Consider the following 16084-nt stretch of genomic DNA (forward strand, 5'->3'; position numbering starts at 1 on the left):
GTAAAGTCACTTTTATCGATAACTTATAGGGACTCAATGTAGATATCCGCATATCTTTCAATGTCTAATGATGAGTGATTAAGCAGAGTTGAAAGAAAAGGCTCATGGTTAGAATAAGCTGTAACAATGTCGGAAACAAGTAGAGAACTACCATGTTTGGTCACAACAGCAGCTGCTGCTGGTTCACCGTGAAGAAAACCGACATAAAGATCACAAGGCGGAGAAAAGATTATCTGACTTAAGAACTCGACCACTAAAGCCTGATCTGTTGAACTGTTCCAGCGCTGTGATTGTAGCAATGAAAACATAACGGTCAAGCGGTGAAAATCCACTTTAAATATTTCATCTTCCGCATATTCTGACTTAGTTTGTGGTAATGCTTTTAGTTGATAGCTAGAACGAGCATTGGCATCAGATAAAAACAAATCTCTCCCCAACAAACTTTCTTTAGTTGGAAAGTCAACATCAACATGCTGGTTGAACCATTGATTTTTGATATTAGTTAGCTCATTTAATATGCGATTCATATGTTAGCTGAATAAGATTGAAGGAGAGACATGAAAGGAAGCTTAGCGACAAGAGCATGACGTCACAAGTGTTTTTAATTACATATAAAGCTTCAAGCTGGCATATTCTTTATCAAACTGTTCTAATCGACAGAATCAAGAAAATACTTTGAGCAGATAAATCATGTTAAGAAAAGTGGCAACAATAACCATGCTTTCACTCGGTCTTACAGCGTGTGATAACAATGAAGTGGGCGATGTTAGCCTAGGGTTATTTACCTTAAAGGACATCAAAATAGAAAACCTAAAAGATGATATTGTGACTGGCGTAACCTGCCACATTGCTTCTGTAGAAGCCGATTTCAGTTTGGCCGATCCTAGTGATAGTTCAATTTCATGTCGACAAACTGGTGATATTACTGCAGATATGATCGCTAAAATTGATAAAAGTAAATCCGGTGAAGTGGTATTTAGGAAATCTAAAAGTATTTTCTTTAAGTCAATGAAAGTTAGGCGTATTTACGACTCAGAAAATCAAACGTTACTCTATTTGTCTTATACCACTAAAGAAACTGAAGGCAGTTTCAAACACAGTTTATCTACCGTCCCTCTTTGGGAAACAAAAGCATATTCAGTTTCTGCAGAGCCAAAATGAACATAAGGGCCAAATATTTAAACTTGGCCCAGTTTGATGTAAATAAAATAAAAGCAATCCTATTAGAATGTGATATGATGCGCCAAAATTTCCAACCCTGTTCAAAAGATGAAATTTCCTGGACAACGTAAATCTAAGCATTACTTCCCTACTCACGCTCGAGATCCACTTGTCAACCAAATGAAGCAAACACCTAAGCTTTTTCGTCCGATTATAGTGGGTGTTGGTCAGACAATCGTTGATATTGAAGCTCGTGTAGATGACGATTTTCTCGCCAAATATGATCTAAGCAAAGGACACTCTTTGGTTGTTGAAGAGAGCAAAGCGGATGAATTGTATGAAGAATTGATCAATCGAGAATTGATTACACACCAATATCCAGGTGATACAATAGGTAATACATTACACAATTACTCAGTGCTTGCTGATAGTAAATCTATTTTATTAGGCGTAATGTCCAAAAATATCGAAGTAGGCTCATTTGCATACCGCTATTTATGTAGAACTTCATCCCGTATGAATCTTAACCATCTACAAATGGTTGAAGGTTCTATTGGTCGCTGTTATACACTTATCTCTAAAGATGGCGAACGTACCTTTGCGATAAATGAAGGACATATGAATAAGCTTCGTCCGGATAGTATCCCTGAGGAAGTATTTGATAAAGCCTCTGCCTTAATCGTTTCTTCTTATTTGATGAGAGGAAAACCCGAAGACCCGATGCCAAAAGCGGTAGCTAGGGCGATTGAAATTGCAAAGACCAAAAATGTACCTGTCGTATTAACTTTAGGAACAAAATGGGTCATTGAGAGTAATGCCGATTGGTGGCAAAACTACATCAAAGAAAATATTTCAATAGTCGCTATGAATGAAGAGGAAGGGGAAGCACTTACCGGTGAAAAAGATCCTCTCCTTGCGGCCGATAAAGCATTGGAATGGGTTGATCTTGTGTTATGTACCGCGGGGCCAGTCGGTCTATATATGGCAAGTTACACCGAAGAATCTGTAAAACGTACAACGGAACTCCCACTTCTACCGGGTAACATAGCCGAATTTAATAAATATGAGTTTAGTCGTGCTATGCGTAAAGGAGATTGCAAAACACCACTAAAAGTATATTCACATATCGGGCCTTATTTAGGTGGTCCATTAGAAATAAAAAATACTAATGGCGCAGGGGATGCAGCACTTTCGGCACTCTTACATGACATGGCTGCCAACAGTCACCACCAAATGAATGTCCCAAATTCTTCTAAACATGATTACCCATACTTAACTTACTCTTCTCTTTCACAGATTTGTAAGTATGCGAATCGCGTTAGTTATGAGGTATTAACACAGCACTCTCCTAGGCTTTCAAGAGCGCTACCTGAACGGGAAGATAGCTTAGAAGAAACATACTGGGATCGATAAAAACCTATCGATTATAGAGAGTTGTTATTATGTGCAGCTCTCTATGGCAAATTTTAATTTACATCTCTACGATTCAGATAATCAGTCAACTTCCACCTCATTAAATCTTTTATATCAATAGTTTATATATATTAATGTCGCAATACATTGCTAAAGCTCGCACAATTGATATATCTATAATTAACAACTATTCTTCATAGAGTGGTTTATTATTCGCTCGGTCCATTAACTTAGGTAGTCACATGAATATTAAGAATAAGCTATATTCATTAGGTGCAGTCGCTGTTTTAGGGGTTGCATCGTTGCTGTTAGCAACTTCCCATTTTGCTCAAACCTCTGATCAACTCAATCAAGCAACTTTATTAGTAGCAAAACTTGAAATTCGTCTGCTCAATTTGAGACGTAATGAAAAAGATTTTTTGTTACGTAGTGATATGAAGTATTTAGATAAATTTGATAAAAACATGGGTATTTTCCTTGATTTAGAGTCAGAGCTTTCCTCGGTATTAAAGTCAAATAATCTACCTTCAAGTGCTCCAGTTAGGGATGATATCTTAAAATATCAAACTGGTTTTACCAACTTGGTGAATGCATATGACTCTATGGGTTTGAAACCTGATCAAAAACTTAAAGGAATTTATAACGGTGCCCTTTCTTCGATTAAACCATCCTTATCAAGCGATCAACTAGTCAGTTTACTTGAGTTTGACGCTGGTGTAGCGGGCGGAGATATTAAAGAAAATCTTTTACCTTATAATTCTAGTCAGATACTTACAGCAGCAAAAGACTTGGTAGCACAAAAACGTGTTATTGGCCTTAAGTATAATGAAGGTTTATTAGGTGAGGTCCGAGGCTTATCACATAGTGTTGAAAAACAATTTAAGATATTCGTTTCTGCTTTAGCAGAACAAAGTGAGTCAACTCGAGAAAGTCTAATTGCCATTAAACAAAGCGTTAGTATCGCTGTGATGATATTTATCCTTGGGTTTATATTCCAAATATCTCGATCTATTAATCAACAAGTAGCGGCGCTGCTCAGTATTATTCAAGAAATTGCTCAATCTAATAACGTCACCTTACGCTCTCAACTTGAAGGTAACAATGAGTTAGTTTCAATCGGTACTTACTTTAATCGTCTACTTGATAAGCTTGAAGCACTTATTTCTGGCACACAGGCGAAGTCATCTGAATTATCACAAAGCACACAAAGCATGCATAACGAATTGCAGAATGTAATTACGCAGTTTCATGTCCAAGCGGACCACACATCTACTATGACTACATCTGTACAAGAGATGGTATCAACCATTAATGAAATATCAGAAAGTACAGCTGTCGCTGTTGAAGGCGTTCATCAAGCTTCCCTAAATGCGAAGAATGGGCGCTCTGTGGTTGAAGAAACCGTAAGGAATATCGGCGAGTTATCGCAAATTTTATCCGATAGCCAGGGCTCTATCAGTTCTCTAAACAATCATGTTGATAAAATTGGAGATGCTGTCAATATAATTCAAGGTATTGCAGAGCAAACTAACCTCCTAGCTTTGAATGCTGCGATTGAAGCTGCCCGTGCTGGAGAACAAGGCAGAGGATTTGCTGTTGTAGCTGACGAAGTACGCGCATTAGCTAGTCGGACACACCAGTCCACTGAGGAAATTACCAAGGTTGTGACAGATATCCAGACTCAAATGGCTACCGTCGTTACCAATATTGACCAATGTAATGAACAAGGGCAACAAACATTAACTGCATCAGAAACACTAGATGACAGCCTTGGCCAAATAATTACTGATATGACTAATATTCAAGCAAACTCGGAACGGATTGCTTCTGCGATTGAAGAGCAAGGAAGCGTTATGAATCAGGTCAGTGACTCTATCACGGAATTAAATACCATATCAGAAGGTAATATGCACTCGGCGCAAAACTGCCTTGGAGAAGTTGATAAGCTTTCTCTCCAAGCCGGCGACATGGACCAAGCAGTTGCAGAGTTCCATACATCAAAATAATTTAAGTTACATATTACCTATCTAAAAGCGCTTCAATTGTTTTGAAGCGCTTTTAGTTTTAGTCAATGTTTAACTGAGTGGAATACAATTTGCCCTACTCTCATGTCGTATTGTACTTTTGAACAAGCCAGCAGCGGATTCCCATGTGTAGACGGCTTCAGGGATTTGAGTCCCGCAAGGTGACGTCCAAATCCTTTCTTGCACAAGCTGTCCTCCTAGATTTTCACAAAACCTGACAGCCCTATTATTGTTTTTAATGACATGTAGATAAATGCCATTATTGGGGAAATACTTCATAACCCATTGTGATAGCTGAGAAATCAATTTTATACCTAACCCTCTTTTGAGATAATTAGGATCAACATGTAGAGCATCAATAAAGGTTCCCTTTTCAAAATCATGATTACCAAACGCACAAATAAACCCACATAATAAACCGCCTTCTTCAAGCATTAAAACATGTTGGTTAAAGGGGGGATTGATTAGGCGTGTTTGCCAAAGAACGCGCCTTTCTGCCATAATGTCGAGATCAATGTATTGCGGTGATAAAAAATCTTGATATAACATTTTCCAACTGTGTGTGTGCAGTGAGGCAATGCGTTCATAATCTTTATATCCTGCTAATTTAAAATCCATGTATTAAATCCCTGTAACATCCTAGAAAGAATAATCTTCTATATTGAGCATTTAAGCATTACCACAACTGCTAGGTAAACCGCGCCAGCTGCTAATTTAAGTGGACATTATAGCGTTTAGAACACACAAGTAGGTGATAAATCAGCGTTAGTACTCGTAAACTGAGCCTAATGTCTTAAATTCAGTTTAACTAATAGTAATTAAGCGTATTTACATTGATTAGCTTGCACTGGATAACTCACTTTTAGCAATTAATATTCTATTCTTGATAAAGAAATAAACATCATTGATTTTTTCAATTCCAACGATGCTATGCTGTGCTGCAAACTTAGTTATATTATCATAATCTTTATCCATTTCTCTAATATCAAATTTCTTAATCTTGTTTTTTAAGAATTCACATTCTGCTTTGTTATGAATTGTCACATAATTTGAATAAAAATCTCGAGTTGCTTTTCTTCCAAGTGTTGTATTAGCTCCACCGTTCATCCCTCTCAAGTAATGTCCGACATTGAGCATAGTACTGTTTTTTGTTCCTGGTGAAAACCTAAGGCTTTTAAGTATTACTTTAAGAATATTAACATCTTGAGTGACTAAATATGCAATCAATATTTCCAAGTTAAAGTCATTATTAAAATGAGATCTATGAGTATTAAACTTGGAAACAATATAATCATGGTCTATTTTCCCAAAAACTGATTCACCATGATAATTAAATGTTCCGACATTTTTAGTATGTAAATCATCTTCTACTAACAAGTATGATAATACAGCAATTGAAAGTAACCCCAATTTTGTAGGATAACCATTCTTACCAATCTGGGTTTTTAATTCACTAAACTGGTTTAAGCCTTTTGAGCAAATACCAGAAATTTTATTACTATCATCAATCATAATGAGTGACTTAGAAGATCTATCGCCGATAAATTTTTGCCATATTAAGGAGTATAAAACTTCTGCTAAAGCGTTTACTTTTTCTTCGCTACCGTCAGTTAAAGATTTTCCAAAATACATTTCATTTGTACTTTTATGTTGGTACATAGTAACCGTATGTGCTGAGGAGTTTAAGTCTTTAACTTTATTTAAATTATCTTTTAAGATTATAAATTGATTACCAGCTATGCTTACTGGTGGAACTGACTTCCCTTCAAGAATCTTATTATGATATGGTTTTGTGAATTGTGCATCTCCGGATGTGACTCTAGTATGAGCGGAATTGATAAACGTTCTTAAAGAAGACGAATTCCTTCCTCCACCATTGAGAATTTTTGCATGTTTAAAGCAATCTTTCTGACTATTATCTTTAATTATTTTATTTAACGTTCCTGGGCTTACTGATGCAGACAAGTATTCAGATATTAAACGACCAATATAGATTGGCTGTGAGTTATCTACATAACTTTTTAAAATGGTTGCCCTAACCTGTCCCCCGCCACCATGATTTTCAAAGTGTAACCAATCACTAATTCGTCTTTTATTTGATACGCTACCATTAGAGATATTATACTGATCAATTGCTTGTAAAATTAAATCTTTATTATACAACATACATAAATACCTATAACTAACAAATAAATTTTAATACATTAATATGTTAATTATAGCTTACTTATTTTTAATTTTAATAATAACGATGCTATTTTACTTATGACATGAATAGTTTGATATAAACAATAAAAAACGGGAAAAATCTCCCGTTTTTTATTGTTTTTTAGAAGATCATTGAACAAATTTTTGAATAATTTGATCAACTTCACCGCTGGATTTCATCTCAGAAAGAATTTTATGGTATTGAGTTTTGAAGTCATCTTTAAACGGAAAATTACCTCCTTTGGTCGCAATACCAAGGAAGCCTTGCTCCGAGCTTATGATCGCTCCTTCAACTAGACTCTGACCGTTGTATTTTCCCTCTTTCTGAAGTTTTTTCAATTCCCATTGTATTGACAAAGCATCATTCATATAGCAATCAACACGCCCAGCAATAAGTTTGAGGAGATTTTTTGGTGTACCTTTCGTTTCCGATAACTTAATTTTTCCAGCTTTAACAGCAGCCCTAAATTCATCTCCACCGGCTGAAAAACCCGAGTTGTTGCCTATCGTCAAACCCATGTAGTCACCTGGCCAATTTGGTTTTGGTGAACTTAATACAGATTTTTGGCAAATCACAACAAGCTTTTCATCCAATATAGACATATCATATTCCATAAATGGGCGCTGCTCAGGTCGCTTATATGGAGGATAAAGTGCGAAGCTTTTCCCACCTTCTATCTCGAGCAAACCCCGTTTCCAAGGAACTCCTTTGATAGTTATATCGTATTCAGGCATTTTTGAAAAAATACGTTCTAATACAACAGTATAAATCCCTGTCATGCGTCCACTTTCTACGTAAGAATAAGGTGGGTAAGAATCATCACCATATATTATTACATTTGTTTTAGAAAAAACTGATGTAGACGCGAGAACTGTACAAAGCAAAGCTAGGGTTTTTTTCATAGTGACTCCGGCACTGTTCCTTCAGTATTATTAAAATAAGTTACTAACGGTAAGTAATAGTGCATGGTTAAGTTAAGTCAAGCTGGTCAAAATGTGTCTGATACATAAAAAGTCTGTATAAGATGCATGAAGTCTTTATAAGCATTTGATATTTATAGTTTTTCATAATAAAAGAAACTAATGATTAAAAGGGACTCCAAGCCCCCTCTGGCAGGATAGTTGTCACTGTTAATATTTAACCAGTGTGGGCGGTAATGAGTGAACCTTGTCTCGTATTCCAACAGAAAGAAAAGAAACCATATTGAAGAAGCTACTGCCACCATGCTCAATGTCCGTGAGCCAGTTGTCAAAAGAAGAAGGCATTAGTACCGCGACCCTGTATTATTGGCGGCAGCAACTCAGACGTTCAGGAGCCGCAGTGCCAAACAGCAACACTTCATCAGAGCAGTGGTCTGCTCAAACTAAACTCGCCATTGTCGCCGAGACTTACTCGATGACCGAGAGTGAACTCAGCCAATATTGCCGTGAAAAAGGTCTCTTTCCTGAGCAAGTCCAGAGCTGGCGCAGCGAATGTATGCAAGGGTTTATGTCGAGTAAAGAGCTGGAAGCTGAAGCAAAGAAACAGGCCAAAGCAGATAAGCTTGAAATCAAAGAGCTTAAAAAGGAGTTACGCCACAAAGAGAAGGCATTAGCTGAAACTGCTGCCCTGTTGGTTCTACGAAAAAAGCTCAGAGCCTTTTACGGGGAAGAGACAGAGGACGACTAACCTCAACCGATGAAAGGCAGCACCTGATTGCGCTTATCCACGATGCCAAGCAAAGTGGTTGTCGCTTAGAACGGGCTTGTTGTGAGGTTCAAATTGACCTGAGAACCTATCGTCGATGGTATCGACAAGGAGAAGTCCAGGCGGATAAAAGACCGACCTGTGCCAGACCAGAGCCTGCTAACAAGCTCTCGCAGCAAGAACGTGACGCGATTATCGAGGTATGCAACCGCCAGAGTTCGCGAGCTTACCTCCGACTCAAATCGTACCGACACTGCTTGATAAAGGTGAATATATCGCCTCAGAGTCGAGCTATTATCGGGTACTGAGTGCACAAGGGCAACTTCACAACCGAGGCCGTCATAAGAGTAGACAAAAGCAAGCTAAGCCAACGAGTTATACGGCGACAGGCTCGAATCAAGTCTACACATGGGACATCACTTACTTGCCTTCAAAGGTTCGAGGTCAGCACTATTATCTGTACGTCATAGAGGATATCTATAGCCGAAAAATCGTGGGTTATGAGGTGTATGAACGTGAGTGCGGTGAGTTAGCATCACAACTCCTGCAAAGGACGTTGATGCGAGAGCAGTGCTTCAATCAGCCGCTGGTTCTTCACTCTGATAACGGTGCGCCGATGAAGTCGCTGACGTTTAAAGCAAAGATGGATGAGTTAGGCATAACCTCATCGTATAGCCGTCCAAGAGTCAGTGATGATAACCCGTATGTCGAGTCGTTGTTCCGAACGGTAAAGTACATGCCAAACTGGCCGACAAAGGGCTTTGAAAATCTCGACAGCAGTCGCAGTTGGGTTGAAGCCTTCGTTCGTTGGTACAACACCGAGCACAAACACAGCAAGCTCAATTATGTCACGCCTTCACAGCGTCATAATGGAAAAGACAAAGAGCTCTTGAAGCGCCGAGCTGAGGTATTGCTTGCCGCGAAACAGTTAAAACCAGAGCGCTGGGCTAGCGATATCAGGAACTGTGAACCAGTTGGTGAAGTCCACCTAAATCCTGAAAGAGAAGCTGCTTAATAAATAAGCAAATGATGACAACTACCTTGAAAAACGCCGCAAGTTAAGAGCTTTTAAACTTTGTAATGGATCTACTTTGTGTATTCACTTTTTCCTATACCACAAAATGTACTCTTAATCATTTAATAGACAATTTAAATTTAATGCAGTTGATGGGACTTCCGTTTAATTCTGCGTAGTTTGAAACCAAAGCAACAGGTTGAAAGCCGTTTGCCAACAATACTTTCTTCGAAGCTAGGTTTGTTGTAGATGCATATGCTATTAACTCTGACAAACCTAACTTTTGAACAATACGTATCATATTAGCTACTGCAAACTTGGCTACACCACGGTTTGTGGCGTTTTTTCCAACTCGATACCCTATATGACCTAGCTTTTTTCGGTGATCAACGTTTGATACATTAACCCTTCCAAGAATAACCCCATTTTCATTAACGATTAACATTGGGATTAATGTTTTGGCTTTATACTCTAACAAAAATATCTTGATGTGCTCCTTGAATCCATCCGAAGAATAAAAATCAATGTCACGAGGAGGGATCATTGATTCAAACCAGTCTTTATTTTCCAGTTCAAATTGAAGTAGTTGTTGACTCCAACCTTCAGATAGTAACTCTAGGCGCATATCAAATCCTTTGTCTACTTGGTGCCTAATTGATTTTTGGTCGCTTATTTTTCCCTCGGCTAGAGTGAATTTTAAACTGTCTTTTTAACTTACGTTTCTCTGCAGAACGACTGTTACTGTTGTTACTTCTGCCTTGTTTAAACTCAGACTCATGCTTTTCTTTGCTTGGTTCAAACCCTTGCAACCATTCTTGTGGTAAACGTGTATCCAAGAGGCTTTCTATAGCTTCAAGCAAATATTCTTCATCTTTACTCATAAGCGATATAGCTAGCCCCTCTTGACCAGCACGACCTGTACGGCCGATACGATGTACATAGTCTTCTGCTTTATATGGCATGTCGAAGTTTACGACTTGACCTAATTGATTTATATCCAACCCTCTTGCAGCAACATCCGTGGCGATAAGCGCTCTAATTTTACCTGTTTTAAAATCATCTAGCGCCTTTTGGCGAGCCCCTTGGCTCTTATCACCATTAATTGATGCAGCGTGAATTCCATCCAGTTTAAGCTCTTTTACCAGTATATCAGTGCCTTGCTTAGTCTTAGTAAATACCAGTACCTGATGCCAATTACGAGAGCCTATCAAATACGCAAGCAATTCAGATTTTCTTTTTTTGTCTACTGGATAAATCATCTGTTTAACAGTTTCAGCCGTGCTATTAGATGGCGTGACTTGAATTTCAGTAGGTTGAACCATTAATCGGTATGCAATAGTTTTGATTCTCTCATCAAAAGTCGCTGAGAAAAACAATGTTTGGCGCTCGGGATTGATATGCTTCAAAATACGTTGAATATCGGGCATAAAACCCATATCTAGCATACGGTCTGCTTCGTCCAGAACTAAATGCCTAGCTTTTCTTAAATTAATGTTTTTACAGTATAAATGGTCAAGAAGTCTACCCGGTGTTGAAATTAAAACATCGCATCCTTGATTTAGGTTACGAGTTTGAATATTGATGCTGGTACCACCATAAGCAGTAACAATTTTTAACTCGGTAGATTCGGCATAAGAAGTAAGACTGTCGAATACTTGCTGAGCCAACTCGCGTGTTGGCACAATTACCAATGCTAACACGTCATTAGATTGTACATCTCGACTCACATCTTTTTCGAGTAGTTTATTCAACAGCGGTAGACCAAAAGCTGCTGTTTTACCTGTCCCAGTTTGTGCACCCGCAAGCACATCTTTTCCTTCTAATACCAGAGGAATAGCTTGCTCCTGAATTGGTGTTGGAATGTTAAAACCTAATTTATCTAACGTGCTAGTTAGTACTTGAGATAAACCTAACTGGTGGAATGAAGACATGGTAAATTTCCAGATGAAACAGAGTTAGGGATTCTATCAAAATATTTTCGATGCGTTTAGTCTAAAACATCTCAAGTAGATTTCAAAGGTTCTACGGCGTGTCGTTTAAAGGTATTAAAATAGGGGTATTAAGCACAAAGCCAACTTTGCGCTGGCTCATTATCAAGCTCAACTTATTAAAGAATATTAGTTAAAGTTATCTTCCGTCAGCTCATTAGTTACCTGTTCATATTCTGACAGGTTAAAACCAATTTCCATAGCATCTAACAATTCAAGACATTCATCATTTATGATTTGGTCACTCATTTTGACCTCCTTGCGTACAGACATTTATATAGACTTTTTAAGTCTTAGCTCGAATATAAGATCGATAGCTATTTTTTACACCAAATTTATGACAGTTTTTTGAAATAGCAATGTTAAATGTTGCTACTCAATCAGCAATCTATTCATCGAGATAAGTAATCTTTACCTTTTACCGAACTATAAATATGTAAACTATTAACTACAGTATTGAACATAAAAATGTACAATGGACTTGTAATTATACGATGAAGTTTGCAAAATGCTTCTTCTATACGATCTTAAGATTAAATGTGTTATAGACAGAAGTCTTAATTTTTTAACATAAACCTGTAAAGAATTTTATACATGAAAAAATCAAAAGTACTAGGTAGCACTTTGATCATTGCCGGAACCACGATTGGTGCAGGAATGCTTGCTCTGCCACTTGCCTCTGCTGGAATAGGGTTTTCTGCATCCCTAATCATTATGTTCGCATTATGGGGGCTTATGTCATATACCGCACTCTTAATGATCGAATTACACCAACATGCCGATTCCAAGGCTACTTTACATACTCTCGCCAAGCAGTTTCTAGGGAGCAAAGGCAAGTGGATCGCGAGCTTCTCTATGCTCTTTTTATTCTATTCACTTTGCGCCGCTTACATTGCAGGAGGTGGAGCTCAGTTTGGACAGCGCCTAGCTCATTTTACTGGCATAGAGCTAACAGGCACATCATCGACGATTTTGTTTACTTTTATTGTAGCCTCAGTTGTGACAATCGGTACCGGGATGGTTGATAAAGTCAACCGTGTTTTATTTACCATTAAACTCGTTGCCATGGCAATAGCACTTAGCTTTCTTGCGCCTAATGTCAGTGAGTCGTATTTACTTAGTATGCCAATTGAACAAGGCTTAATTGTTGCTGCTATCCCAATAATTTTCACTTCTTTTGGTTTTCACGGTAGTATCCCAGCAATCGTTAACTACCTAGACGGAAATACTCCGTCATTACGCAAAGCAATCATTATTGGCTCCTCTATTCCATTACTAATTTATGTCTTTTGGCAGATTGTGACTCTCGGTGTAGTGAGTCAAGAAGCATTAATTGACAACCAAGGGTTAAGTGGACTTATTGCAACCCTATCGACCAAGGTCCACCAATCGAGTCTAAGTCAAACCATTGGTGTATTCGCTGATCTTGCACTTTTGACTTCTTTTTTAGGGGTTAGTTTAGGGTTATTTGAGTTTTTAGGAGATAGCTTTAACAAGCAAAATGCCTCCTCTAACCGAGTTATTATTGGTGCAATTACCTTCTTGCCCCCAATGGGCTTTGCTATCTTTTACCCACAAGGTTTCATTATGGCTCTTGGTTATGCGGCAATTTCTCTCGCTATACTGGCCATTTTCTTACCTATTTTGATGGTCAAAAAAGCTCGAATCATTATGAATAATCAAGCAAATTATCAAGTGATGGGCGGTAATCTTGGCTTGCTAGTAAGCGGCACTGTAGGGGTTGTAATTATTGGAGCTCAAATCCTCATTACTACAGGCGTTATTCCAGCCCTCGGCTAGCAATTTGGGGTGATCTAACAGCGGCAGCCTAGTGCTGCCTTTTTGTTTTCATTTGATTCTGTTTTGCAAAAAAAAATTTTCAGTGTAATTTTTTCCAAGTCTTACCTTTCTTATTAATCAAAGATAAAGTATTTGAAGAGGTTGATATGAAAGTTAAGTCAAAAATAGCCGTTTCTGCCCTAGCTTTAACTGCGGCCCTAGTATCATTTTTTGGCACAGCGAAAACTGAAGTTAAAAAAGAGACGAATAATAGTAATCATGAAATAGCAACCTTAGCTGGTGGCTGTTTCTGGTGTACCGAATCAGATCTTGAAAAGTTAGATGGTGTTATTGATGTTGTGTCGGGCTATTCAGGCGGCGAGCTAGAAAACCCGACATACAAACAGGTATCTTCCGGACAATCAGGCCATATTGAGGTCATTGAAGTCAAGTTCGACCCCAAAACGGTCAATTATGAACAGATACTTGATCAATTTTTCCGTCATATAGACCCGACAGATGACAAAGGATCCTTTGTTGATCGTGGTCCACAATATCGTCCAGCCATTTTTTACCATAGCATTGAGCAAAAAAATACTGCTCGTGACTTTATGGATGAAATCGACAGTCTTGGTATCTTTAAAAAACCTCTCAAAACGGAACTGAAAGAATTTTCAAAATTCTGGCCAGCTGAAACTTACCATCAAAATTACTACAAGAAGAATAAGATTCGCTACAACTACTACCGCTATGCTTCAGGTCGTGATCAGTATCTAGATGAAATATTTGGTGATGACCGAGATAAAAATCCAATTACACTTCGTCAACTGATTGATAAACACAATGCAGTGGCCAACGTTAAGCCTTACACAAAACCTTCCAATAAGGAAATTAAGGCCAAACTAACTGATTTGCAATACTATGTAACCCAAAAAGAAGGAACAGAAAAAGCCTTTAATAATGAGTATTGGGATAATAAGAAAGAAGGGATTTACGTAGACATTGTCTCAGGTGAACCTTTGTTTTCTTCAACAGACAAATACAAATCTGGTACTGGCTGGCCAAGTTTCACTAAGCCAATCAATGAGGGATACATTGCTGAAAAGACAGACTACTACCTTGTTTATCCTAGAACTGAAGTACGGAGTAGATTTGCAGATTCCCATTTAGGTCATGTGTTTAAAGATGGCCCCGCGCCTACAGGTTTACGCTACTGCATGAACTCTGCAGCAATGAAATTTATTCCTAAGGAAGAGCTAGAACAACAAGGTTACAGCGAGTACTTATATTTGTTTGATAGTTAAATTTTTCAATTGCAGGCCTTACTGAATTAGTATCACGTAAGGCCTCTTAGGCACATTATTGAACAGATAATGTACCTACTTCATAACACGCGCTTTGAAGCTCTTACCTTTCATCTTTCCGTTTTGCAGTTGTTTAAGAGCCGGCTTTACAAGTTCATGTTCGACCGCCACATAAGACACCATAGACAAGATTTTTATCTTACCAATTTTCTTTCCGTCCAAGCCAGCTTGCTTCGTGAGAGCACCTAAAATGTCACCTGCTCTAACTTTTTGTTTTTTACCTCCCAAGATTTGGATCGTTTGCATCTTAGGATAGAAAGGTTTTTCGAGCGGCTTTTCAGGTAAGATGACTGGAGATATTTCAATATCCATGTATTCATCAATACGAGCAACACGGTATGATTCTTTTTCACTATAAAAACTATAAGCAACACCTTTGGCACCAGCTCGGCCAGTGCGACCAATTCGGTGAACATGAACTTCTGGGTCGCGAGACAACTCATAGTTAAATACTGCATCTAAATTGTCTACATCTAACCCGCGAGCTGCCACATCGGTAGCAACTAATATAGAGATACTCTTATTCGCAAACATAGTGAGTGATTGTTCGCGATCACGTTGTTCCATATCGCCGTGAAGTTCTACAACACTAAAACCGCGATAGATAAGCTCATCAGCAACATTCTGAACTTCTTTTTTTGTATTGCAGAATACTACTGAAGATTCTGGTTTGTGTGTTAGAAGTAATGCCTCCAATGCTTCATCACGATCTTGTCGTGTCTCAAGTTTGAAAAATTGTTGTTCAATAGTTGTGATTTGATGCGTCGATTCAACTTTTACCATTTGCGGCCCTTGCATAACTTTGGCTGCTAATGTCTCTATATTTACTGGAAAAGTCGCACTAAATAATAAGGTCTGCCTTGCTTTTGGTGCTTGCTCAACAATTGCATCAATAGCATCTTCAAATCCCATCTCTAACATTCTATCGGCTTCATCCAACACTAACGTATTGATCTCTTGTAAATTTATTCTTCCTTTAGATAGATGATCTAGAATACGTCCAGGAGTGCCTACCAATATATGTGCGCCATGTTCAAGAGAACCTATTTGTGGGCCCATAGGCATACCACCACACAAGGTTAAGACTTTGATATTATGAATACCTCGGGCAAGTAAACGTATCTCTTGTGCAACCTGGTCCGCCAACTCACGAGTGGGACAAAGAACTAATGATTGAACGCGAAAGCGCTTAACATTAAGGTTACTTAATAAGCCAAGAGAAAAAGCCGCAGTTTTTCCCGATCCTGTTTTTCCCTGACCAATAACATCATGTCCTTGTAAAACAATGGGTAAAGCTCGCTGTTGTATAGGTGTCATCTCGATAAAATTTAAACTATCAAGTGTCTCAATCAATTCAGGTTTTATATTTAGACTTTTAAATGTGTTTGTCACAGGGAAAACCCTCAAAAAAAGCCAACTGTAGAGTGTATGTCGGCCGTTCAAAA

General features: G+C 38.2%; 12 protein-coding genes and 1 pseudogene. 6 read left to right on the top strand and 7 right to left on the bottom strand.

The features are described 5' to 3' along the window. Positions 1–23 precede the first annotated feature (23 nt). On the bottom strand, positions 24–527 hold the full coding sequence (locus KO511_RS00340; RefSeq protein WP_215985537.1) for a flavodoxin: 504 nt from the start codon (positions 525–527) through the stop codon (positions 24–26). 163 nt (positions 528–690) lie between these two features. On the opposite strand from KO511_RS00340, the gene KO511_RS00345 reads away from it, so the two are divergent. From KO511_RS00345 to KO511_RS00355, 3 genes are all read left to right on the top strand, one after another. Then, complete coding sequence (locus KO511_RS00345; protein ID WP_215985538.1) at positions 691–1161, top strand: CreA family protein; 471 nt, start codon at positions 691–693, stop codon at positions 1159–1161. 108 nt (positions 1162–1269) lie between these two features. Further along, positions 1270–2574: an inosine/guanosine kinase gene (locus KO511_RS00350; RefSeq protein WP_215985539.1), complete on the top strand. Its 1305-nt coding sequence runs from the start codon at positions 1270–1272 to the stop codon at positions 2572–2574. Positions 2575–2816: 242 nt separating this feature from the next. Next, complete coding sequence (locus KO511_RS00355) at positions 2817–4580, top strand: methyl-accepting chemotaxis protein (RefSeq protein ID WP_215985540.1); 1764 nt, start codon at positions 2817–2819, stop codon at positions 4578–4580. A 69-nt stretch (positions 4581–4649) separates the two neighbouring features. Here KO511_RS00355 and KO511_RS00360 read toward each other — a convergent pair whose 3' ends face one another. The 3 genes from KO511_RS00360 to KO511_RS00370 form a co-directional block, all read right to left on the bottom strand. Continuing rightward, a complete protein-coding gene (locus KO511_RS00360; protein WP_215985541.1) occupies positions 4650–5216 on the bottom strand; it encodes a GNAT family N-acetyltransferase in 567 nt (188 codons plus the stop codon). A gap of 219 nt (positions 5217–5435) precedes the next feature. Next, positions 5436–6764 carry a hypothetical protein gene (locus KO511_RS00365; protein WP_215985542.1) on the bottom strand — a complete coding sequence of 443 codons (1329 nt, stop codon included), beginning with the start codon at positions 6762–6764 and terminating at the stop codon, positions 5436–5438. Positions 6765–6935: 171 nt separating this feature from the next. Then, positions 6936–7709 (bottom strand): substrate-binding periplasmic protein, encoded by a 774-nt coding sequence (locus tag KO511_RS00370; protein ID WP_215985543.1) that lies wholly within the window; start codon positions 7707–7709, stop codon positions 6936–6938. Between the two features lie 265 nt (positions 7710–7974). Between KO511_RS00370 and KO511_RS00375 the strand changes: the two are divergent. Continuing rightward, positions 7975–9508: pseudogene (locus tag KO511_RS00375) on the top strand (IS3 family transposase). A gap of 118 nt (positions 9509–9626) precedes the next feature. On the opposite strand, the gene KO511_RS00380 reads toward KO511_RS00375, so the two are convergent. Further along, the gene (locus KO511_RS00380) at positions 9627–10133 is read right to left on the bottom strand and encodes a GNAT family N-acetyltransferase (protein WP_215985544.1); all 507 of its coding nucleotides are present in this window, start codon (positions 10131–10133) and stop codon (positions 9627–9629) included. Positions 10134–10158: 25 nt separating this feature from the next. Next, positions 10159–11439 (bottom strand): DEAD/DEAH box helicase, encoded by a 1281-nt coding sequence (locus KO511_RS00385; RefSeq protein WP_215985545.1) that lies wholly within the window; start codon positions 11437–11439, stop codon positions 10159–10161. A gap of 651 nt (positions 11440–12090) precedes the next feature. On the opposite strand from KO511_RS00385, the gene KO511_RS00390 reads away from it, so the two are divergent. Together KO511_RS00390 and msrB are read left to right on the top strand one after the other, a co-directional pair. Beyond that, positions 12091–13296 carry an aromatic amino acid transport family protein gene (locus tag KO511_RS00390; RefSeq protein ID WP_215985546.1) on the top strand — a complete coding sequence of 402 codons (1206 nt, stop codon included), beginning with the start codon at positions 12091–12093 and terminating at the stop codon, positions 13294–13296. A gap of 146 nt (positions 13297–13442) precedes the next feature. Beyond that, positions 13443–14579, top strand: coding sequence for a peptide-methionine (R)-S-oxide reductase MsrB (gene msrB, locus KO511_RS00395; RefSeq protein ID WP_215985547.1), 1137 nt, complete (start codon positions 13443–13445; stop codon positions 14577–14579). 75 nt (positions 14580–14654) lie between these two features. Here msrB and dbpA read toward each other — a convergent pair whose 3' ends face one another. Next, complete coding sequence (gene dbpA, locus KO511_RS00400; protein WP_215985548.1) at positions 14655–16031, bottom strand: ATP-dependent RNA helicase DbpA; 1377 nt, start codon at positions 16029–16031, stop codon at positions 14655–14657. Positions 16032–16084: the final 53 nt, after the last annotated feature.

This window comes from Vibrio hepatarius (assembly GCF_018860525.1).
GTDB classification, from domain to species: Bacteria; Pseudomonadota; Gammaproteobacteria; order Enterobacterales; family Vibrionaceae; genus Vibrio; species Vibrio hepatarius_B.